Source organism: Candidatus Methylacidiphilales bacterium (assembly GCA_033875315.1).
Taxonomy (GTDB): Bacteria; Verrucomicrobiota; Verrucomicrobiia; order Methylacidiphilales; family CAZTYG01; genus JANRJG01.
This window is the reverse complement of the sequence record JANRJG010000042.1, coordinates 1-21,355: the sequence shown is the minus strand read 5'-3', so window position 1 is coordinate 21,355 and position 21,355 is coordinate 1. Positions and strand designations below refer to the sequence as shown.

Genomic DNA, 21,355 nt, shown 5'->3' with positions numbered 1-21,355 from the left:
ATTTTGTTCAGAGGGGTTGATGGGGGGCGGGATAAGGGTAGGATGAGGGGATGAGCGACACAGATTGGACGAGGATTTTCCGGGAGATTTATGAGGAGGGATTGAAGCACTACGCTGCCGGTAGGCGCGGGGCCCCGGAGATTTTCCGTGGGGAACAGGTGCGGTTTTTGGAAAGCATCGGCTGTTCGGCCCAGGAGCTTTATGACTTTGTCGAGGATGCGGTCAAATACCACGAACCTGATTTTGCCACCTGCCTGCTGATCACGGCGGTGCGGCGGGATTATTTTTTACAGGAATTGAAAGGACGACAGACCGGGGGCATGGTCCGGATGGAGGAACTGCCCGCCAAGACCGACGCGGTGGAAGGGATCGAATGGTTGCCACGATTGATGGCCAAGGCGCGGGCCAAATTGCGCGGTGAGATGAACCCCGACCTGATGTATGGCTGCGGGGGTGACCGCGCTTTCGCCCGCCAGCACGGGATTCATCTGGCGGATTTTCTCCGATTGGCCTGGTCGGCAGGCGACAATGACCGCGTGTTGATCGATTTCGTGAAGTCGAAGCAGGGTTGATTTTTAAACAGAAGGTAACGAAGTTAGCAGAGCAAGGCAGGGGGTGGGGCAGAGGACAGAGGACGGAGGAACTGGAAACTTTTTCGCCCTTTGCTGTGCTGGATCAAGCCCCGTCCCAAACTTTTTTCTTCTTGGCCTCGAGCTCCTCATGGAAATTGGCCAGGTCGCGGCGAAGTTGGTCCTGGAGTTCCTCCACTTCCTTGGCGTTGCCGTCCTGGGCGGCCGCCTTGATGCGCGAGGTGAGGAAGGTTTCGCGTTCGGCGATCTTGGCCTGGTAGAAGTTGTTCAATTCCTGAATTTTTTGCTTCTGTTCGTCGGTGAGTTTCGGGGTGGGGTTTCCCCCGGCGAAGCGTTCCATGGCGATATCGAGGGCGGATTTCATGTGGGGGAGTTTAGCAAAAGCCCCGGGAGGGTGCATCTTTTCCTTTCAGCCGGGCGATTGACCTTTGCAACGGGGGAACCTACCCTTTGCGGCTTTCATGGACTACAAGAGCACCCTGCAACTTCCCGAAACGGCCTTTCCCATGAAGGCGGACCTGGCCAAGCGTGAACCCCACCTGCTGGCCCTGTGGGAACGCAGCGGCTTGTATGCAAAGATCCAGGAGAAGCGGGCCGGGTCGCCGCCGTTCATCTTCCATCTGGGACCACCGTTTGCCAACGGGGATGCGCACATCGGGCATGTGCTCAGTTTCACCCTCAAGGATCTGGTGGCCAAGACCCGCAACATGGCCGGGTTCCGTGTCCCGATGATCCCGGGATGGGACTGCCATGGGTTGCCCATCGAGCACAAGGTGGTCAAGGAACTGGGCGACCAGGGCGGTGATCCGGTGAAGATCCGGGAGAAAAGCGCGGAAATGGCGCGCAAGTTCATCGACATCCAACGCGGGCAGTTCCGCCGACTGGGCATGCTGGCCGACTGGGAAAATCCCTACATCACCATGGACCCGGGCTATGAGGCGGAAGTGCTGCGCGGATTTGCCTCCATCGTTGGCCGGGATCTTGTTTATCAGGGGTTGCGACCGGTCTCGTGGAGCACCGGCTGCCAGACCGCACTGGCCGAGGCCGAAGTGGAATACGTGGAGAAGACCGATCCGGCGATTTTTGTGAAATTTCCTCTTACGATGGAGAGCGCGCAAAAACTTGGCGTTCCCGAAAAGACATCGCTTTTGGTATGGACGACCACGCCGTGGACGCTGCCGGCCAACCTGGCGGTGGCTGTCTCGGAGAAGCTTTCCTACGGGGTCTACGAAGTCAATGGCGTCAAGATGGTGGTGCAGACCGATCTCGCGGGCAAAGCGCCGGGATTTGAGGGGTGCCGGCTTTTGGGTACATCCTTTGCCGGGACCAAATTGGTCGGAGCGACCTATCACCATCCCTTCTTGGAACGGACCGGGAATGTTTATCCGGCGGATTTTGTCACCGCCGATGCGGGAACGGGCATCGTCCACATCGCTCCCGGACATGGTGCGGACGACTATTTCCTCGGAAAACAGCACGGGCTGGAGGCGTTTTCGCCCGTGGATGACCGGGGGTGTCTGACCGAGGCCTGCGGCGTGCCGGAGTTGGTCGGCCAGTACGTATTCAAGGCCAATCCCCTGGTCATCGGCCTTTTGGAGGTGAAGGACCGTCTTTGGGCGAGGGAAGATTACGTGCATGACTACCCGCATTGTTGGCGTTCAAAGACGCCCATCGTTTTCCGCTCGGTGCCGCAATGGTTCATCAAGGTGGACGCCTTCCGGGCCACGGCCTTGGAGGAAATCGACCGGGTGCGCTGGATACCCGCTTGGGGCCGCAACCGCATTCATGGGGCCGTTTCCTCGCGTCCGGACTGGTGCATTTCCCGGCAGCGTTCCTGGGGCATCCCGATCCCTGCGTTTTTTGATCAGGCAGGCCAACCCGTGATGACCGAAGCATCCGTGCGCGCTTTCGCGGATCTGGTGGAGAAGGAAGGGACCGACGTCTGGTTCAAGACCGGTGCCGATGCGTTGGCAGCCCGGCTCGGACTGCCCGCTGGACTCACCAAAGGCCGGGACACGCTCGATGTCTGGATCGATTCCGGTTCCAGCCAGGCCGCGGTGGTGAAGAAGCGCCTTTCCTTTCCGGCCGACCTTTATCTCGAGGGCAGCGACCAACACCGGGGGTGGTTCAACTCATCGCTGTGCCTTTCGGTCATGACGAACGGATGTGCGCCCTACCGCAGCGTCCTGACCCACGGGTTCATCGTGGATGAACAGGGCAAAAAGTATTCCAAATCCAGCGGGGCCACGGATTCGACCACTCTGGTGGGTGAGTATGGGGCCGATGTGCTCCGCCTGTGGGTGGCCAGCCAGGACTACACCAACGACGTGCCTTTTTCGAAGAACATCCTTTCGCGTGTGGCGGACACTTACCGGTCCGTCCGCAACACCCTGCGCATCCTGCTGGCCAACCTCGATGGATTCGACCCCGCGCTGCATTCCATTGCCGTGAAGGATCTGGACGAGATCGACCTCTACCTGTTCGACCGCCTGCAGGAAGTTGTTGCCGCGGTGCGGAAGGCCTACGACGACTATGAGTTCTACCAGGCCTACCAGGCCATCAACCGCTTCTGCGCGGTCGATCTCTCGGCCTTCTACGTCGATGTCCTGAAGGACCGCATGTATTGTGATCCGGACGGTGGCGCTCGCCGCCGGTCCTCGCAGACAGTGATGCATGCGGTGTTGGACACTTTATGCCGGTTGCTGGCGCCGATCACCCCGTTCACGGCCGAAGAGGCCTGGCAGTTCATGGCATCGAACCGGTCGGGCGAGTGGCAGACCGCCGGGTTAGTGCGTGATTCGGTGCACCTCCAGGATTTCCCGGTGGCCCACAAGCCGGTGCTGCCGGAGGGTTTTGTCGCTCGTTGGGAGAAAATCCTGGCATTGCGGTCGGCCGCGAATGAAAAGTTGGAAGCCCTGCGGCGTGAAAAAATCATCGGAAAGAATCTGGAGGCGGCCTTGGAGGTCAGCGCCTCTGGTTTTTCGCCGTCAGACGCTGCTTTGCTGGCCGAGGTTTGCCTGGTTTCCGAAGTGAATCTCTTGGCAGGGGAGGCGAAGGAGAAAGAGCAGGGGCAGGGGACGATGGAAGTGGTGGCCATGAGGCATCCGGGCCGGAAATGTGTTCGTTGTTGGAAATTCTTCCCGGAGTTGGGCTCACATCCGGAGCATCCGGAACTTTGTCCCCGTTGCACCGGGGCGGTGGTGGGTTGAGCCATGGAATTGCCCAGGCCCAGACCGTTGTTCTATGCGGTGGCTGCCGCCATCCTGGGTTCCGACCAGGCGACCAAGGCTTGGATACTTGGCCGGTTGTCGCATCCGGGTGACGGATGGGCGGTGGTACCGGGCTTCTTTGATCTGACTTTTGTCACCAACACCGGGATCGCCTTCGGTCTCTTCCAGGGGCGGAATGGTTTGCTCGCTTTGGTGGTGATGCTGATCCTGGGACTGGCCTTCTGGATGGCGCGGGAGTTGGACTGGAGGAAGCTCGAAGTCAACCTGCTGGCCGGCTGCGTACTGGGCGGTGCCGTGGGCAATCTGGTGGACCGGCTGCGCTTCGGTTATGTGGTGGATTTCCTCGACTTCAACCTCGGGTTCATGCGCTGGCCGGCCTTCAACATCGCCGATGCCGCCATTTCCTGTTCCGTGGTTTGGATCTTGTGCCGTATCCTTGTGCAGGAAATCCGTCCACGCCAAGCGGTGGATTGATTCCCCGCCCACAGGCCTTATCCTTCCGTCATGTCCGACCTCCGCCAACGCGTCCTCGCTCTGAAGAAGGAACGCAATGCCGTCATCCTGGCCCACAATTACCAGACCGCCGAAATCCAGGAGGTGGCCGATTACGTCGGGGATTCCCTCGGGCTGGCCTATCACGCCAAGGAAACCACCGCCGATGTCATCTTGTTCTGCGGGGTGCACTTCATGGCCGAGACGGCCAAACTGGTCAACCCGGGCAAGACCGTCATCCTGCCCGACCTCGATGCGGGATGTTCCCTTTCCGATTCCTGTCCGGCTCCGGAGTTGAAGGCCTACCTGGACAAACATCCCGGATTGTACGTCGTGGCCTACATCAACTGTTCCGCCGGGGTCAAGGCTTTGAGCGATGTCATCTGCACCTCGGGCAATGCCCAACGGATCGTGCAGAAGGTCCCTTCCGACCGCGAAATTCTTTTTGTTCCCGACCAGAACCTGGGCGAGTGGGTGAGACAGAAGACCGGTCGCGAGATGCGTCTTTGGGAAGGGAATTGTTATGTCCACATGGAATTCACCCACCAGAGCATTGTCCGAATCCGGCACCAGCATCCCGATGCCCCGGTGGTGGCCCATCCCGAATGCACCCGCGCGGTGCGGTTGCTGGCCGACGAGGTTTGTTCGACGGAAAAAATGGTGGAGTATTGCCGCAAGTCACCGGCCTCCGCCTTCATCATCGTGACCGAGTCCGGAATGTTGCATCGTTTACACCGGGAGTTGCCCGGCAAGACCTTCATCCCCGGCCCCACCGACCATTGTGCCTGTGCCGATTGCCGTTTCATGAAAATGAACACGCTCGAGAAAATGGTGCGTGCCCTGGAAACCCTCGAACCGCGGATCGAGTTCGACTCTGGTTTGGCCGAACGGGCCAGAATCCCGATCGAACGCATGCTTGATTGGAGTTGTTGAACAAGGGCCTTCTGGGCGATTATGTGACTTATCCAGCGAAACTTCAGTGGCTTGACCTGTTTTTTACTGGTTTTTGCATTAAAAACCCGTTCTAATTCTTTAATTCCTGTTGGCAGGCAGGTTGGCGAATGTTAATAGATTGCTCCGCTTGAAAGGTTTACTTTCCATTTTATGGCTGACTCTGGGTCTTTCTGTGACCCTTGAGGCGGCTGATGCCAAGAGCGAGGTTCAGAAAAAACCGGTCGAGATCACGGCCGATGGGGACAACCGATTCGAGGCCGGTGTGGCCTATGCCGAGGGCAACGTCATTGTGCGTTATGGCGACGATGTGCTTTATGCCGACTCCATCACGTTTGACCAGAAAACCCGCCTGATCACTGCCAAGGGCCATGTCAGCATCTATGTTCCGGGCAAAATCTACCGGGGTGATTTTTTTGAATACAACGTGGATTCCAAGTTGGTCAAGTCACTCGACTTCCGCACCGTTCAAGAGCGGGCCTATTTGATGGGCAAGGAACTGCAGAATCCACGCCCGGACAAATTCATCGCCAAGGATGCCGTCCTCACCACGGAAAACCGGGAAAACCCCTCCTACAGCCTCAAGGCCTCGACGATCGAACTTTATCCGGATGAACTGGTGGTGATGAAGAACGTCCTGGTCAAAATCGGGGACGTCCCGGTGATGTGGCTGCCCTACGCCGCCATTCCCCTCGGCGACGACTTGGAGAACCTGGAGTTCACGGTCGGATCAACCTCGGATTTGGGTTTCTACGCCCTCGGTGCCTACACGGCCGCAATCGACAAACGCCTCAGTGTGACCGCTGGCACGGGTTACTACTCACGCCGCGGGGTGCCAGCCCGGCTTGAGTTTGATTTCCACCCCCGACCCGGCGACCAAGGCAACCTCAAGGCTTTCTATATCAACGACGATGGCAATACCATCAATTCAGATGAACCGGACCGGATCATCACACCGGAAGAAAGCCGCTACCGGGTGAGTTATCAGCACAAATACAAACTTTCCCCTGAGTTCGACACCACCGCCGATATCAACGTTTGGAGCGACCGCTTTGTCACCGAGGATTTCTTCACCCCGGAGTACCGCAACGAACGCCAGCCGGATAACTTTGCCGACCTCGTTTACTACGACCCCAATTTCACCGCCACCTTGCTCGCCCGCACCCAGGTCAACGACCTTTTCACCGTCACCGAGCGCAAACCGGAGTTCAGCCTCGAATTCAAACGCCAGCCGGTCGGTTGGGGACTGTTTTACGAAGGGGAAAGCTCCGTGGTCAATTTTGAGAAGCAATTCGAGAAGTACCGACCGGGCAAGCGTTATTCCGCGGTGCGTTACGACAGCTACCACGAGCTTCTTTTCCCCAAGCAGTATTTCGGTTGGCTTTCCGTAACCCCGAGCGCCGGAGTCCGGGGTACGGCATACACCAAGTCCAACACGCCCGTGATCGACCAGAGCCCCAATCCGGAAGTGGGCCGGCTGGCCTTCAATCTCGGTCTGGAATCTTCCTTCAAGATTTCGCGCGTCTGGCAGGACGTGCAGAATGCGAACTGGGGACTGGACGGCCTGCGCCATGTTTTTCAGCCCTATCTCCAGGCGAACTACATCCCAGAGCCCAACGAGACTCCCGACCAGTTCCGGGGCTTTGACAGTCGCATTCCCAACACCCGCATATCCCCCCTCGGCTTTTCCTCCTTCAATTCCATCGACTCCATCGATGAACAGACCGCCATCCGCCACGGCATCCGCAACCGTATCCAGACCCGCCGCGACGGTTTGAATGTTGATTTGATGACTTGGGACCTCTACTCCCAGGCCGACATCACCCGGAGTGCCTCCATGGGCCAACTTTCAGACCGGGTTTATTCGCACATTTACAGCGATATGGAAATCAATCCGGTTCCGTGGTTGCGCTTCAATTCCTACTTCGCCGTCGGGTTGGCCGGGGATGAATTCAACGAATGGGACAACACCCTCACTTGGCAGGTCAACCCGTCCGTCGAATTCAGCCTGGGCCACATCTACCTCGACAATGTCGATTACACCGACCCTGCTTATGCCGCCCCCAGTGTTCTTTCCGGACGCTATTTCCTGGACGAGAGCAACCTGATCAAATTCTCCTCCTTCTGGCGTTTGAGTGATGACTGGAAGGTATCACAGTCCCTGGTTTTTGAAGCCGATGACGGGACTCTTGAAGAACAACGCTACGAACTCTACCGCGACCTGCGGGCCTGGGAACTGGGTCTGGGCGCGGCCATGCGAGACAACCGCGAGGGCGATGAGGAATTCCTGGCCTTTTTCACCCTGACGCTGAAGGCCTTCCCCGAGGCCTCCCTCACGGTCGACCGTTGATCCCCTCTCATGAACATCTCGATAATCGGATCCGGCTATGTCGGATTGGTGACTGGGACCTGTTTCGCCGAAGTCGGCCACCAGGTCATATGCGTTGACAACGACGTCAAAAAAATCGAACGACTCCGCGCAGGACAAATTCCCATTTACGAACCCGGCCTTGAAGATCTGGTGCGCAAAAACGTCCAGCTCAAGCGGCTGCAATTCACGGATTCCATCGCCGAGGGCGTGGACAAATCCCAGGTGGTTTTCATCGCCGTCCCCACCCCCCCGCAACCCGACGGCAGTGTCGACCTTAGCTACATCGAAAAAGTGGCGCGCAGCATCGCCGAGGTGATGACTTCCTATCGGGTGATTGTCGATAAAAGCACCGTCCCGGTGAAAACAGGGGAACGCGTGGCCGACACCATCCGCCGTTACGGGCGCAAGGGAGTGGATTTTGACGTCGTAAGCAATCCCGAGTTCCTGCGGGAGGGCAGCGCGGTGGCCGACTTGATGAATCCGGACCGCATTGTCTTCGGAGTCAGCGGAGAGCGTGCCACTCCGCTGATGGAAGCGATTTACCAGCCCTTCCGCGCTCCGATCATGGTCACGGACCTGAACAGCGCGGAATTGATCAAGCACGCTTCCAACAGCTTCCTCGCCCTCAAGATCAGCTACATCAACGCGGTGGCCGCGATATGCGAGGCCTCCGGAGCGGACGTCACCAAGGTGGCCGAAGGCATGGGGGCCGACCACCGCATCGGCAAGGCTTTCCTCAATCCCGGCCTCGGCTATGGGGGTTCCTGTTTTCCCAAGGATCTTTCCGCCTTCATCAAGATCGCCGAGGAACTGGGCTACGATTTCCAACTGCTCAAAGTGGTGGAGGGCATCAACCGGGACCAACTGGAGCGCTTCCTCAAAAAAATGCGTTCCGTGCTCTGGGTTCTGAACGAGAAGAGGATCGGGCAACTGGGCCTGGCTTTCAAAGGCAACACAGATGACATCCGTTCCAGCGTGGCCATCGAACTCTCCAAGAGACTGCTAGGAGAAGGGGCCAAGATCCGGGCTTTCGACCCCAAGGGCATGGAAAAATGCCGCGAGGCCTACCCCCAGATTCCCCTGGCGGAGGACGCCTACGAGGCCGCCCGGGACGCCGATGCCCTGGTCATTGCCACGGAGTGGCAGGATTTCAAGGTGCTCGATTGGGTCAAGATACGGGAAGCCATGCGCACACCCGTTCTTTTTGACGGGCGCAACCTGCTGGTGCCGCAAGAAATGCGGGCCCTCGGCTTCGAGTACCACAGCGTGGGGCGCGGATGACGTCCGGCGAGGGCCATCCGCTTTTTTTCCGTAACGCTGTCATGTCTCCAAAACCCATCCTCAGGTTGAGCACGATATGAGCGATGTCCGGCGCAAAGCGGTCGGTGAGGAGAATATCAAGGTGCCCCGACATGTGGCCGTGATTATGGACGGCAATGGACGCTGGGCCGCCAAGCGTAAGCAACCGCGGCTGGCCGGCCACCGTGAGGGAGCAAAATCCGTCGAGGCCACCATCCGGGCCGCCGCCGACTTGGGCATCGAGTTCCTCACCCTCTACGCCTTTTCCGTGGAAAATTGGTCCCGGCCGCGCAGTGAGATCAAGGGATTGATGGGACTCCTCCTCAAGGTGCTGCGCGACTATGAGAAGACGATGGAAAAAGAATCCATCCGTGTGGTTCCCATCGGGCGGCTGGCCGACCTTCCCCCTGAGGTGGCCTCCCAGCTGGAGCGCACCGCCCGCGCCACCGTGCACAACAAACGACTCACGGTGCTGTTGGCGCTCAGTTATGGCGGCCGGGTGGAAATCACCGAAGCCTGCCGTGAACTGGCCCGCAAGGCCGTGGCCGGGAGTATCCGCCCGGAGGACATCGACGAGGGCATGATTTCTTCGCACCTCTACACGGCCGGGTTCCCTGATCCCGACCTGCTCATCCGCACCAGTGGGGAGATGCGTCTGAGCAACTTCCTGCTCTGGCAGGCTTCCTACACCGAATTGTTCATCACACCGGTACTTTGGCCCGACTTCCGCAAGAAACACCTCCAGGAAGCGGTGGCTGAATACAACAAGCGCCAGAGGCGCTTCGGGGGGGTGTGATGCTGGCCAAGCGAATTTTTTCCAGTGCCTTGTTGATCGGACTTCTGTTCTATCTCTCCCATTCCGGGCACTACTGGGGCGTTTGTATCCTGGTGGCGGTGACCGGATTGTTGGCCCAATGGGAATTTTATACCCTGCAGGAATCCAAGGGGTTGAAAGTTTTCAAGAAAGCCGGGGTCTTTTGCGGGGCCGTGTACCTTCTGGTCTGTTCGCTGCCGTCGTTGCCCATGGCCCAGGCCGGTACTTGGTGGGGCGGGGCCGACACCCTGGCCATCCTGCTGGTCATCATCGGCCTGTTGAGCCGTCAGGTTTTCGAAACCAACCAAGCCAGTCCCATGGCCACAGTGGCCCTGACCCTTTTCGGGTTTTTCTACATTCCCTTTCTCTTTTCCTTCATCATCAAAATACTCTTCCAGGCGGGCTACCCCCCATCCCAGGGCGTACTGCTCGCCGCTTATGTCGTGGCGGTCACCAAGGCCACCGACATCGGCGCCTTCATCGTTGGCACCACCCTCGGGCGGCATAAGATGAGTCCGACAATCAGTCCCAAGAAAACCTGGGAAGGCTTCGTCGGCGGCTTGGTTCTGGCCCTCGTGGTCAGCTTGGCGTTGTCCCGGCTTTTCGACCCCATCAGCCCGGTCTTCCACAGCTTCCACCCCTGGTGCCTTGGTGTCCTGCTTTCCCTGATCAGTGTCGTTGGCGATCTGGCTGAATCGGTCATCAAAAGGGACGCCCGGATCAAGGATTCCGGCGGGATCATCCCTGGAATCGGCGGCTGCCTGGACCTCATCGACAGCATCCTCTTCACCGCACCCCTGTTTTTCTCGTACCTCCTTTTCTTCATCATCCCATGAAACGTGTCATCCTCCTAGGTTCCAGCGGCTCAATCGGCATGAGCGCCTGCAAAGTCGCCCGCGAATTCCCTGACGGGATGAAGTTGGTCGGATTGGCCGTGCAGCGCAGCACGGAGAAGCTGGCCGAACAGGTGCGTGAATTCGGTGTCGGCACGGTCGCCGTCACCGACCCCGACGCCGCGGCCGGTATGCCGTCGCTGTTGCCTTCGGGGTGCCGTTGCTTTTCCGGTGAGGAAGGTCTCGTCCGGCTGGTCGAGGAAGTGGAGGCGGACATGGTCTTGGTGGCGATCGTCGGCACGGCCGGTCTGCGTCCGGCCCTGGCGGCACTCCGTTCCGGCAAGGACCTGGCCGTGGCCAGCAAAGAAATCCTCGTCATGGCCGGCGAGGAAGTCATGGGCACCGCTGCCGCGCTTGGGCGCAAGGTCCTGCCGGTCGACAGCGAGCACAATGCCATTTTCCAGTGCCTGCAAAATGCCCCCAACCCCGAGATCCGCCGCCTCATCCTGACCGCATCCGGTGGACCATTCCGCACCACCCCGGCCGCGGAGCTGGCCCACGTGACCGTGGCCCAGGCCCTCAAACACCCGACCTGGGACATGGGACGCAAGATCACCATTGATTCCGCCACCCTCTTCAACAAGGGCCTGGAAATGATCGAAGCCCGCTGGCTTTTCGGTGCTGGCATGGACCGCATTGATGTGGTGGTCCACCCGCAGAGCATCGTCCATTCCTTGGTCGAATTCGTCGACCACTCGGTCATCGCCCAGCTGAGCCACTCGGACATGTGTTTTCCGATCCAGTATGCCGTCACCTATCCGAAGCGGCTCCCGAACAATCTGCCCGTGCTCGATCTGGCCAAACTGGGCCAGTTGCTCTTCGAGGCCCCCGACCCGGTTCGTTTTCCCGCCCTGCGCCTGGCCCGTGAGGCCGGCACGGCAGGGGGCACGTTGCCGGCAGTTTTCAATGCGGCCAATGAGGTGGCGGTCGAGGCCTTTCTCGGCGGACGCTGCCCGTTCCCGGGCATCTGGGAAACGGTGGAGAGGGTCATGCAGCGGCACGACAACATTGCCTCACCCAGCCTGGATGCTATAGTTTCTGCGGACGGTTGGGCCCGGAAAGAAGCCCGCCTTCACCTCCATTTATGACCTTCGGAATCGTTTTCACCATGCTGGCCGCTTTTTTGGCGGCCTTCCTGCTTTTCAGCATCACCGTCTTCGTTCATGAACTGGGCCATTTCCTGGCTGCCCGTTGGCGTGGGCTGGTGGTGGAAGAATTTGCCATCGGCATGGGCCAGAAGGTCTTTGGATTCCGTTGGCGCGGTGTGGAGTATACCCTCCGGTTGTTCCCCTTCGGTGGATTCGTTAAACTCCCCCAAATGGTGGCCATGGAGGCCGTCGAGGGCAAAAGCGAACAGCAGGCCAAGGATCTGCCCCCGGCTTCACCCTGGTCCAAAATCCTGACTGCCTTCGCCGGCCCTCTTTTCAGTTTCCTCCTCGCCGTGGTCTTCGCCGTACTTTGCTTTGTCACCGGGGTCCCGCAGAACCAGGGCCTGCTCACCCGCACGGTCGGATACGTCGAGCCGGGAAGCGCGGCCGACCAGGCCGGAATCCAGCCGGGCGATGTCATTGAACGCATCGACGGCCACCGGGTCAGCCGCTGGCAGGGTCGCTTTGATGGGGTTGTCGAGTCACTCATGCTTTCAAAGAACGAAAGGGTTTCGGTGGAAGTGTTGCGAGCAGGGCAGCCATTGTCCTTTTCCGTCTTACCGGTCAAGAATCCTGAGATGGAAAACCTGCGCATGATCGGGATTGAGGATTATCCCTCCCGGCCTGCCACAGTCGGCCAAGTCATCAAGGGGTCACCTGCCGAGGGCGCGGGACTCCGCAAGGGCGATGTCATCACCCAAGTCAACGGAACGGTCGTCACCAGCCCCGGCCTGGTGGGTTACTTGGTCGGCAAGGCCGCGGGACCGGTTGCGCTCCAAGTCCTGCGTGGCCACGACTCCTTTGCCGTAACGGTCACTCCGCTTCTCGAAACCACCACCAAGCGGCGTCTCATCGGGGTCGGTTGGAACATGGTCGATCGCAAAGTCGTCCATATCCCCCCGGCAGAGCAGATCACCAACGGGATCTTCACCATCAAGCGCACCATGGAAGCCTTGGTCAGCCCGAAGTCCGGGGTGGGGGTCCGCCACCTCAGCGGGCCGGTCGGCATCTTCGACAACCTGGTCAATCTCCTCACTGTGGACTGGCGCCTCGTCCTGTATTTTTCCGTCGTCCTCAATGTCAACCTGGCCATCATGAACCTGCTGCCCATTCCGGTCCTCGACGGCGGCCACATTGTGCTCTCGCTGGCCGAATGGATCCGCCGCAAGCCGGCGGAAATCCGCTTCGTGGAAATGATGCACCTGGCCTCGTTGGCGGTCATCCTTTGCTTCTTCCTCTACGTCAGCTTTTTCGACCTCAACCGCTCCGCCCGCAAGGTCAGGACCTTTTTCGAACAAACAAAGGACGGCAAACCTGCCGCGGAATACCAATTCGAACCCGCCAAACCCTGACCCGCAATCCTTCCGGCTTATGTCCCTCCAATACTGCGCCAATCCCTTCCAATACCACCGCCGCCTGACCCGTGAGGTCCGGGTGGGTGACGTGATCATCGGTGGACACCACCCCATTGTTGTCCAGTCCATGCTCACCTGCGACACCATGGACACGGCGGCCTGCGTCAAGCAGACCCTCGACTTGGTCAAGGTCGGATGCCAGTTGGTCCGCATCACAGCGCCCACGGTCAAAGACGCCGCCAATCTCAAGAACATCAAGGCGGAACTCGCGGCCCAGGGCTGCCATGTCCCGATCGTGGCCGACATCCACTTCAAGCCCGATGCCGCCCTCGAGGCGGCCCAGTGGGTCGACAAGGTCCGCATCAATCCGGGTAATTTCGCCGACAAAAAGAAGTTCGCCGTCCGTGAATACACCGACCAGGAATATTTCGAGGAACTGGGACGGATCGAGGAAACCTTCAAGCCCCTGATCGACCTTTGCCACCAACGCAAGTTGGCCCTGCGCATCGGTACCAACCACGGCTCGCTCTCCGACCGCATCATGAACCGCTATGGCGACACTCCCCTCGGCATGGTGGAGAGTGCGTTGGAATTCGCCCGCATCGCCCGCAAGTACCAGTTCCACAACTTCGTCTTCTCGATGAAGTCCTCCAATCCCAAGGTGATGATCAACGCCTACCGCCTCCTGGTGGCCAAGCTCAACGAGCTGGGGCCGGATTGGAATTACCCGCTCCACCTCGGAGTGACCGAGGCCGGGGAGGGCGAGGATGGACGCATCAAGAGCGCCATCGGCATCGGTTCCCTTCTCCGCGACGGGCTGGGTGATACGATCCGGGTTTCATTGACCGAGGACAGCGTGCATGAAATTCCGGTGGCCCGTGGTCTCGCGGCCTATGCGGAATCCCTCAATGGAGGCGCAGAGCCGAAAGGGGATTTCGCCCTCAGCTTTGATCCCTTTGTCTACGCCCGGCGCAACAGCTTCACGGTGGACTTTGGAGGCATCAAGGCCGGGGCCGGGGAACCCGCCCGCGTTTTTGCCACCGAGGACAATTACCAGGCCCTCAAACCCCGCTTTGCCGCCCTCGGCGATACCGCTCCGGAAGTGGTTTATGAAACCTCCGGAGTGATCGAGGTCGACTTGGAGGATGAAACGGTGATCCGGGCGGTCAACGAGATGGAGGCACCGGTCATGGTCACGGTCAAGGACGGTTGCCTGCTCAACCCGATTGTGGCCACCCGCATTCTGGCTTCACGCATCCACCCGCGCCATCCAATCCTGCTCAAGGACACCTTCCATCCCGGGGAGAATCCCGACATCCTCCAGAGCTTGTTAGGATCGGCGATCCACATCGGGGCGCTTCTGTGTGATGGGATCGGCGATGCCATCCTCATCCGGCAGGAAAAGGCCCCGGGAGCGAGCATCCGCCTCGGGTTCAATATCCTCCAGGCCGCAGGCAACCGGATCTTCAAGACGGATTACGTCGCCTGCCCGTCCTGTGGGCGGACGCTCTTCGATCTCCAATCGACCACGGCCAGGATCAAGGCGGCCACCCTCCACCTCAAAGGGGTCAAGATCGCGGTCATGGGCTGCATCGTCAACGGTCCCGGGGAAATGGCCGACGCCGATTTTGGCTATGTCGGCGGGGCTCCCGGCAAGATCAACCTCTACATCGGCAAGAAACCGGTCAAGTTCAACATCCCCGAGGATGAGGCGGTCGAGCGTTTGGTGGACCTGATCAAGGAAAACGGAAAGTGGGTCGATCCCCAACCCGTGGCCGAATCCGCAACAGCCTGAAGCCGGTTGTCGGCAGAGGTTGTTTTACGATTCGCCCAGGACCGTTGCCAGCCGCTGCCACGTTTTGGGCAGGGGGTGGAGCAAACGTTGGCGTAATACCCGGTGGGTGCAACCCGGGTCATGCAGGCCCAGTAATTCAAAAAGCCGCTTCTCAAATCGCCCGACCAGCGTCGGGGTCGGAGCTCGGTGATCTAGGTAATCCAGCGCTTTGAGATACAATTGGTGTATCTCCGGTTGCGGGTGCTGGGGTTCACTCAACCGTGCGATGACTTCGTAGAAATAGGATGCGCACAGTCCGCGGGCATAATCCGAGGCCAATCCCGGGTAGTAGCGTTCAGGGGCAAAGTCGACCAGCGTGTGCAATTGCGAGGTGCGGCTGGCGCGGAAACCGAACGACCCCGCGCGGTACGCATCCACGAGGCCGAACAAAGGTTGCTTGGGACGCCGCGCTCCCTTGGCCAGGGTGCGTAGGATGCCGTGATTTTCCGACATCCAAACCGCGATGACGCTGGTCTCGGAATAGGGAAGGCAGTGGACTATGACCCCAGAGTCCCGGGTATTCAACGCTGCCCTCCTTTGTGCATGCTCCCGCTGGTCATGGATTATAGTGGCGCAGCGGATCTTGGCCAACGGATTGCTGATTCCCCGGGAGGCCGAGTTTCCGGGTCAGATGGAATACTCTGGCAACTGGCCCTCGGAGGAGGAGTTTTCGTGCAGGCCGCATTCGCGCTTCAACCCCATGAAGCGCGTCTCCGCCTCGGACAGGCCCTCGGTCAATTGTCGGGTGGAATGGGTGTCGCCAATCGAGACATAACCCTGGTCCCAAAGTGGGTGATACGGGAGGTTGTGATTCTTCAGGTATTGGAAGACATCGCGGTCCGTCCAATCAAGGATGGGGTGGACTTTGACCCGTCCGTTTTTCAGGGCCAGTACTCCAAGCTTTTCCCGGGTGAGGGATTGCTGTGCACGGATGCCGGTCAACCAGGCCCGGGCATGGAGATGATGCAGGGCGGCCTCCAGGGGTTCGACCTTGTTCAGTTGGTTGTATTTTTCGAGGCCCTCCAGTCCTCCATCCCACAGTTTGCCATGACGGGCTTCTTGCCAAGCCGCACTAATGGCAGGCCGTGCGACATGGAGATTCAGCTTCAGGCGCTCGGTCAGGGTATCGATGAATTGGTAGGTTTCGGGGAAGAGATAGCCGGTATCGACGACCACCACCGGAATCGAAGGCTCTTGGGTCGTGACCAAGTGAAGCATCACTGCCGCCTGCGCGCCGAAACTGGAAGAAAGAACGATATGACCCCGATAGTTTTTCAAGGCCCAAGCGACCCGTTCCTGTGCATTCTGGGCGAGGAGTATTTGGTTCCAGTGGGCCAAGTCTTTCACGGGCCAGAGAGGCGTCGGGGCAGAGGAAACTGTAGTTGCCTGGCTAGCACTCATTTTTTTACTGTAGATATCTTTTTTCTCTTGTCACCCTTAAAAAGACGACTATCTCTATATGCTTTATATATTATAACCCGATCGAGTCCAGTCATATGTCACCCACCTATCAGCTATCCCATCTTCGCCAACTTGAGGCAGAAAGCATCCAGATCATCCGCGAGGTGGCGGCTGAGTTCCAAAAGCCGGTCATGCTTTATTCTATCGGCAAGGATTCGGCCGTGATGCTCCGACTGGCCCAAAAAGCCTTCGCCCCGGGCAAATTGCCTTTCCCGCTTCTGCACGTCGACACGTTATGGAAGTTCAAGGAAATGTATGAGCTGCGAGACCGGGTCAGCCGGGAGATATCCGAAGTGTTGGTCTGGACCAACCAAGAGGGGGTCAATCTGGGAGTTAATCCGATCACCCATGGTTCTGAGAAACACACCCACATCATGAAAACCGAGGCCTTGAAGCAGGCCCTCAATCACTACGGTTTTGATGCGGCCTTTGGTGGAGCCCGGCGCGATGAAGAAAAATCACGGGCCAAAGAGCGGGTCTACAGTTTCCGCAATGCCTTCCACCAATGGGATCCCAAGAACCAGCGTCCGGAACTCTGGAGCCTCTACAACAGCCGGGTCAACAAGGGCGAATCCATCCGGGTTTTCCCCCTCTCCAATTGGACCGAACTCGATATCTGGCTTTACCTCATGCGCGAGGACATCCCCATCGTGCCCCTCTATTTCGCCAAGGAACGACCCGTGGTGAGACGGAGCGGCACCCTCATCATGCGTGACGACGAACGCCTTCCTCTCGAGCCTGGCGAACAACCAGAAATGAAGCGCGTCCGTTTCCGTACCCTCGGCTGCTACCCTCTCACGGGTGCGGTCGAATCCGAGGCCGATACCCTGGAGAAAATCGTCCAGGAAATGCTTCTGGCCACCAACTCGGAACGCCAGGGCCGTGTCATCGACTACGATGGCGCCGCCTCGATGGAAGAAAAAAAGAAAGATGGTTACTTTTAACCTGCCTCCGAACAGCGAACACCCGACCACGGAAATCCGCCATGCATTCCCACGACCTTGCCGCCACTGACATCAAAGCCTACCTCAAACTGCACGAGGAAAAGGATCTTCTCCGCTTCCTGACCTGCGGCAGTGTGGATGACGGCAAATCCACCCTCATCGGGCGCCTCCTATACGACAGCAAGATGATCTACGAAGACCAGCTGGCCGCCGTCATGAAGGATTCCAAGGTCCATGGCACCACCGGCACCGACTTCGACCCCGCACTGCTCACCGATGGACTCAAGGCGGAACGCGAGCAGGGCATCACCATCGACGTGGCCTATCGCTACTTTTCCACCGATAAGCGCAAGTTCATCATCGCCGACACCCCCGGCCATGAGCAATACACCCGCAACATGGCCACCGGGGCCTCGACCTGCAACCTGGCCATCATTCTCGTCGATGCACGGCACGGGGTCGTTGTCCAGACCAAGCGTCACAGCTTCATCGTCTCGCTGCTGGGCATCAAGCACGTGGTCGTAGCCGTCAACAAAATGGACCTCAAGGATTGGTCGAAAGACGTCTTCAACAAGATCCGGCAGGATTTCAACGAATTTGCCGCCCGCATGTCGTTCCACGACGTCCATTTCATCCCGTTGTCCGCTCTGAATGGGGACAACGTGGTCGATCGCAGTGTCAATACACCCTGGTATGACGGCCCGACCCTTCTGCACCACCTCGAGAACGTCAACATCGTGGCCGACCGCAATCTCATCGACTTCCGTTTTCCCGTCCAATATGTCCTCCGGCCGAACCTCAACTACCGCGGCTTTGCCGGTACGGTCGCCTCGGGCGTGATCCGGGTGGGTGACGAGGTGGCCTCACTACCATCCGGCCGCCGTTCGAGGGTCAAGTCGATCGAAACGTACAACGGACCGATTCCCGAGGCCTACCCCCCGATGTCGGTGACCTTGACGCTAGAGGATGAGATCGATGCCTCCCGCGGCAATATGCTGGTTCACCCGAACAATGTGCCGCATGTGGGCCATGAATTCGATGCCATGCTGGTCTGGATGCATGAGTCGCCCGCGGTTCCCGGCACCACCTATCTGGTCAAACACACCACCCAAATGGTGCCCGGTGTGCTCAGTGCCGTCCGTTACCGGGTGGACGTCAACTCCATGCGCAAACTGCGGCAGGACAATGAAAACGAGCCGGTTTCACTGGCCTTGAACGAAATCGGACGGGTACACCTGACCCTTCACCGTCCCGTCGCCTATGATGCCTACAGCGCCAACCGCGAAACGGGTAGCTTCATCCTCATCGACCGCCTGACCAACGCCACCGTCGCGGCGGGAATGATCATCGACCGTCCTGTGGCCGCGCCCGGGACCCCGGCCTCCGACACCCCGGTCAGCCAGAACATCACCCGTGAGGACCACTTGGTCACGTCATCCGACCGGGAGACGATGCTGCGCCAACGCGGGGTCACCTTCTGGCTCACCGGCCTGAGCGGATCGGGCAAGTCCACCATCGCCAAGGCTTTCGAACAAAAGTTGGTTTCCCTTGGCCGGCCGTGCTATATCCTCGATGGAGATAACATCCGCCACGGGCTCAATCGTGACCTTGGTTTCAGCATGGAGGACCGCACGGAAAACATCCGCCGCATCAGCGAAGTGGCCCGATTGTTCAATCAAGCCGGCTTGATTGTCATCACCGCCTTCATTTCCCCCTACCAGCGCGACCGCGCCGCGGCGCGTGAGATCATCGGGGAGGATGCCTTTGTCGAGGTCCATGTCGATACCCCCATTGCGGTCTGCGAGAGCCGGGATCCCAAAGGTCTGTACCGCAAGGCCCGTGCTGGAGAGATTCCCCAGTTCACCGGGATCAGCGATCCCTATGAAGCACCGGAGAAACCGGAGTTGCGTCTGGCCACGGCCGAGATGGACGTGCAGTCATCGGTGGATAAGCTGCTGGCCCACGCCATCCAAGTTTGCCGTTTTTCCTGAGGCCTGATCGGCTGGCTCAGGAAGGCGGCCGTGGGGGATGGGGCAGGGGAGGTGGGGATGATTGGCGTTTCGGCCGGGTGGTCGTGAGTGACCAGAGCAGGTTGGTCATGTACCCCAGCAAACCGGCCAGGGCGAAAAAAAACAGGGTGCTTTCCCGGTTGCTGAAAATCCAGGTGTCCTGGAACAAAAAGAGGTCGACGAGACGCTTCACGGTCATGCCGCGGGCGGCCATTTCCATCGCCATCGCCACCAGTGGCAGCGCGGACAAGGCCATGAAGACGAGGGAAAGGCCGATCTGCACCCAGCCAAGGCGCTTCCGACCGGAAAGGAGGGTGCCGACCCCCGGCAATCCGGCGGCATTGACCACGGCGTAAAGGGTGCGATTGAGGGTGCCGCTCATGGATTCTGTCCTCCGGATAATGGATGGCGGCCGATGACCCATTCCTCCACCGGGTTGCCTCCGATGAGGTGCTCTTGGACCAGGCGGTCGATCCGGTCAGGGGTGATTCCGGCATACCATACGCCCTCCGGGTAAACCACCATCACCGGTCCCCCTTGGCACACGCGAAGGCAGGCCGCCCTGGTCCTGAGGACCGGATGGTCGTGTGCACGAAGCGAGGTCTTCAGCCGTTCCCATGCGGCCTCACCGGTTGCCTTGGCACAACAATCCGGTCCTAGACAAAGGAACACATGGCGTTGTGCACGATCGGCTCCAATTTTTTCCAATTCCGGGTGCATGGTTTTCAATCGCCCGCCTCCAGCATATCGCAACATTCCCGCAGGTCATCCGCCAACTGGCCCCAATAGGCCGGGGTGCCGTAGAAGGGGAAGGCCCGGGGGAAGGCCGGATCTTGCCAGCGCTTGCTGATCCAGGCGGCAAAATGCAGGTAGCGCAGGGCGCGCAGGGGTTCGATCAATCGCCAGGAACGGTGGTCGAAGTCATGAAACTCCTGATAGCCTGAAAGCAGGCAGTCGCGACGCCCGGCATCCGAAGGTTCCCGCCCTGCCGCCAGCAGCCACAGGTCCTGCACGGGTGGTCCGATCACCATGTCGTCGAAGTCCACCCACATGGCCCCTTCCGGGGTCCAGAGCAGGTTGCCCAAGTGGGCATCTCCGTGGATGCGTTGGTTGCGGGTTTCCGCGAACCACTCGTTCGAACGATCGAGCATTTCCCCGGCCAAGCGCTCCACCTGCCCGGCAAAGGGATCGGGAATGTGGCCTTCCCCCAGAAGTACATCGAGGCTGGCCCGGCCATAGGTGGAGGGCCCGAGGGTGATACGGTGGCTGGCGTTGCCCGAGGCCCCCACAGCATGGACGCGGCCCATGAGCCGTCCCACGCGCACCAGTTGTTCCTCATCGAGTTCGTCCGGGGTCCTCCCGCCGATGCGGGGGAAGAGACTGAAGCGGATGCCGGTGTCATCCAAAACATGCAGGCTGCGTCCTCGCCCGCCCAACGGGGCGCAGATGGGAATTTCGGCCTCGGCCAGGTCGTAGAGGAAATCGTGTTCCTCCAGGATCTGTTCCCGCGTCCAGCGGCCTGGGCGATAAAACTTGGCCACCACGTAGGTGATGGAGGTCCCGGGCAGGGGCGACTCCAATTCGGCGGCGACGACCCGGTTTTCCATGCTGTTGAGGAAGTGGACCCGGCCGGTACAATGCAGACCGGTGGATTCGATCGCAGCCAGAGTCCTTTCCGGGGTCAAGTCGTAGAAAAATTGGGTGTCCTTGCCCCAGGCGGGGGAGGAACCATGGGATGGAGTGCGGCGGGCCACCCGGTATTTATAGTCTGGCGCGGGCCCGGCGGACAGGGTTAATACATCCCAATCCCCGCCGGACTTGCCTTAGAAGTCATCTCAAAAATAGGGCAAGTCCGCGTTGCGAGTGCCACCGGCCCGAACCCGAGGAGGAACGACCGAGCATATATGAAGTATATACGTGAGGAAGTGACGACGAAGGGAGCGGGTCGGTGCCGCCGCAACCCT

19 protein-coding genes are annotated in these 21,355 nt (G+C 59.4%); 13 read left to right on the top strand and 6 right to left on the bottom strand.

Features of this window, described 5'->3' with window-relative positions:
• The first annotated feature begins 50 nt into the window (after positions 1-50).
• On the top strand, positions 51-572 hold the full coding sequence (locus SFU85_13655; protein ID MDX6767822.1) for a hypothetical protein: 522 nt from the start codon (positions 51-53) through the stop codon (positions 570-572).
• 103 nt (positions 573-675) lie between these two features.
• Here SFU85_13655 and SFU85_13650 read toward each other — a convergent pair whose 3' ends face one another.
• On the bottom strand, positions 676-954 hold the full coding sequence (locus SFU85_13650; protein ID MDX6767821.1) for a hypothetical protein: 279 nt from the start codon (positions 952-954) through the stop codon (positions 676-678).
• Positions 955-1,051: 97 nt separating this feature from the next.
• Between SFU85_13650 and ileS the strand changes: the two genes are divergently transcribed.
• The 10 genes from ileS to ispG all read left to right on the top strand — a co-directional run bounded on the left by ileS (position 1,052) and on the right by ispG (position 14,938).
• A complete protein-coding gene (ileS, locus tag SFU85_13645; protein MDX6767820.1) occupies positions 1,052-3,799 on the top strand; it encodes an isoleucine--tRNA ligase in 2,748 nt (915 codons plus the stop codon).
• Positions 3,800-3,802: 3 nt separating this feature from the next.
• On the top strand, positions 3,803-4,294 hold the full coding sequence (gene lspA, locus SFU85_13640; GenBank protein MDX6767819.1) for a signal peptidase II: 492 nt from the start codon (positions 3,803-3,805) through the stop codon (positions 4,292-4,294).
• 30 nt (positions 4,295-4,324) lie between these two features.
• A complete protein-coding gene (gene nadA, locus SFU85_13635; protein ID MDX6767818.1) occupies positions 4,325-5,245 on the top strand; it encodes a quinolinate synthase NadA in 921 nt (306 codons plus the stop codon).
• Positions 5,246-5,393: 148 nt separating this feature from the next.
• A complete protein-coding gene (locus tag SFU85_13630; protein MDX6767817.1) occupies positions 5,394-7,613 on the top strand; it encodes a hypothetical protein in 2,220 nt (739 codons plus the stop codon).
• A 9-nt stretch (positions 7,614-7,622) separates the two neighbouring features.
• Complete coding sequence (locus SFU85_13625; GenBank protein MDX6767816.1) at positions 7,623-8,915, top strand: UDP-glucose/GDP-mannose dehydrogenase family protein; 1,293 nt, start codon at positions 7,623-7,625, stop codon at positions 8,913-8,915.
• A gap of 76 nt (positions 8,916-8,991) precedes the next feature.
• Positions 8,992-9,729, top strand: coding sequence for an isoprenyl transferase (locus SFU85_13620; protein MDX6767815.1), 738 nt, complete (start codon positions 8,992-8,994; stop codon positions 9,727-9,729).
• Positions 9,729-10,583 (top strand): phosphatidate cytidylyltransferase, encoded by an 855-nt coding sequence (locus SFU85_13615; protein ID MDX6767814.1) that lies wholly within the window; start codon positions 9,729-9,731, stop codon positions 10,581-10,583. Before SFU85_13620 ends, SFU85_13615 begins: the two co-directional genes overlap by 1 nt.
• Entirely contained in the window at positions 10,580-11,728 is a 1,149-nt protein-coding gene (dxr, locus tag SFU85_13610) for a 1-deoxy-D-xylulose-5-phosphate reductoisomerase (protein MDX6767813.1), read from the top strand. Before SFU85_13615 ends, dxr begins: the two co-directional genes overlap by 4 nt.
• Positions 11,725-13,140: an RIP metalloprotease RseP gene (gene rseP, locus SFU85_13605; protein ID MDX6767812.1), complete on the top strand. Its 1,416-nt coding sequence runs from the start codon at positions 11,725-11,727 to the stop codon at positions 13,138-13,140. Before dxr ends, rseP begins: the two co-directional genes overlap by 4 nt.
• 19 nt (positions 13,141-13,159) lie before the next feature.
• Positions 13,160-14,938, top strand: a complete 1,779-nt coding sequence (gene ispG / locus SFU85_13600) for a (E)-4-hydroxy-3-methylbut-2-enyl-diphosphate synthase (protein ID MDX6767811.1) — start codon at positions 13,160-13,162, stop codon at positions 14,936-14,938.
• Between the two features lie 24 nt (positions 14,939-14,962).
• Here ispG and recO read toward each other — a convergent pair whose 3' ends face one another.
• A complete protein-coding gene (gene recO, locus SFU85_13595) occupies positions 14,963-15,502 on the bottom strand; it encodes a DNA repair protein RecO (GenBank protein ID MDX6767810.1) in 540 nt (179 codons plus the stop codon).
• Positions 15,503-15,604: 102 nt separating this feature from the next.
• Positions 15,605-16,324 (bottom strand): phosphoadenylyl-sulfate reductase, encoded by a 720-nt coding sequence (locus SFU85_13590; GenBank protein ID MDX6767809.1) that lies wholly within the window; start codon positions 16,322-16,324, stop codon positions 15,605-15,607.
• Positions 16,325-16,473: 149 nt separating this feature from the next.
• Between SFU85_13590 and cysD the strand changes: the two genes are divergently transcribed.
• A complete protein-coding gene (cysD, locus tag SFU85_13585) occupies positions 16,474-17,382 on the top strand; it encodes a sulfate adenylyltransferase subunit CysD (protein MDX6767808.1) in 909 nt (302 codons plus the stop codon).
• Between the two features lie 41 nt (positions 17,383-17,423).
• Positions 17,424-19,373, top strand: a complete 1,950-nt coding sequence (cysN, locus tag SFU85_13580; GenBank protein MDX6767807.1) for a sulfate adenylyltransferase subunit CysN — start codon at positions 17,424-17,426, stop codon at positions 19,371-19,373.
• A gap of 16 nt (positions 19,374-19,389) precedes the next feature.
• Here cysN and SFU85_13575 read toward each other — a convergent pair whose 3' ends face one another.
• From SFU85_13575 to SFU85_13565, 3 genes are read right to left on the bottom strand one after another with little or no spacing between them, the layout of a single operon-like run.
• Positions 19,390-19,773, bottom strand: coding sequence for a hypothetical protein (locus tag SFU85_13575; GenBank protein MDX6767806.1), 384 nt, complete (start codon positions 19,771-19,773; stop codon positions 19,390-19,392).
• Entirely contained in the window at positions 19,770-20,120 is a 351-nt protein-coding gene (locus SFU85_13570; protein ID MDX6767805.1) for a ferredoxin, read from the bottom strand. The genes SFU85_13575 and SFU85_13570 overlap by 4 nt, the downstream gene beginning before the upstream one ends.
• Positions 20,117-21,145, bottom strand: coding sequence for a serine/threonine protein kinase (locus tag SFU85_13565; GenBank protein MDX6767804.1), 1,029 nt, complete (start codon positions 21,143-21,145; stop codon positions 20,117-20,119). The genes SFU85_13570 and SFU85_13565 overlap by 4 nt, the downstream gene beginning before the upstream one ends.
• Positions 21,146-21,355 lie beyond the last annotated feature (210 nt).

What these genes read in the sequence shown, in the direction of transcription:
- SFU85_13655 (MDX6767822.1), top strand. Translation starts at nt 51, where the DNA reads ATGAGCGACACAGATTGGACGAGGATTTTCCGGGAGATTTATGAGGAG.
- SFU85_13650 (MDX6767821.1), bottom strand. Translation starts at nt 954, where the DNA reads ATGAAATCCGCCCTCGATATCGCCATGGAACGCTTCGCCGGGGGAAAC.
- ileS (MDX6767820.1), top strand. Translation starts at nt 1,052, where the DNA reads ATGGACTACAAGAGCACCCTGCAACTTCCCGAAACGGCCTTTCCCATG.
- lspA (MDX6767819.1), top strand. Translation starts at nt 3,803, where the DNA reads ATGGAATTGCCCAGGCCCAGACCGTTGTTCTATGCGGTGGCTGCCGCC.
- nadA (MDX6767818.1), top strand. Translation starts at nt 4,325, where the DNA reads ATGTCCGACCTCCGCCAACGCGTCCTCGCTCTGAAGAAGGAACGCAAT.
- SFU85_13625 (MDX6767816.1), top strand. Translation starts at nt 7,623, where the DNA reads ATGAACATCTCGATAATCGGATCCGGCTATGTCGGATTGGTGACTGGG.
- SFU85_13620 (MDX6767815.1), top strand. Translation starts at nt 8,992, where the DNA reads ATGAGCGATGTCCGGCGCAAAGCGGTCGGTGAGGAGAATATCAAGGTG.
- SFU85_13615 (MDX6767814.1), top strand. Translation starts at nt 9,729, where the DNA reads ATGCTGGCCAAGCGAATTTTTTCCAGTGCCTTGTTGATCGGACTTCTG.
- dxr (MDX6767813.1), top strand. Translation starts at nt 10,580, where the DNA reads ATGAAACGTGTCATCCTCCTAGGTTCCAGCGGCTCAATCGGCATGAGC.
- rseP (MDX6767812.1), top strand. Translation starts at nt 11,725, where the DNA reads ATGACCTTCGGAATCGTTTTCACCATGCTGGCCGCTTTTTTGGCGGCC.
- ispG (MDX6767811.1), top strand. Translation starts at nt 13,160, where the DNA reads ATGTCCCTCCAATACTGCGCCAATCCCTTCCAATACCACCGCCGCCTG.
- cysD (MDX6767808.1), top strand. Translation starts at nt 16,474, where the DNA reads ATGTCACCCACCTATCAGCTATCCCATCTTCGCCAACTTGAGGCAGAA.
- cysN (MDX6767807.1), top strand. Translation starts at nt 17,424, where the DNA reads ATGCATTCCCACGACCTTGCCGCCACTGACATCAAAGCCTACCTCAAA.
- SFU85_13575 (MDX6767806.1), bottom strand. Translation starts at nt 19,773, where the DNA reads ATGAGCGGCACCCTCAATCGCACCCTTTACGCCGTGGTCAATGCCGCC.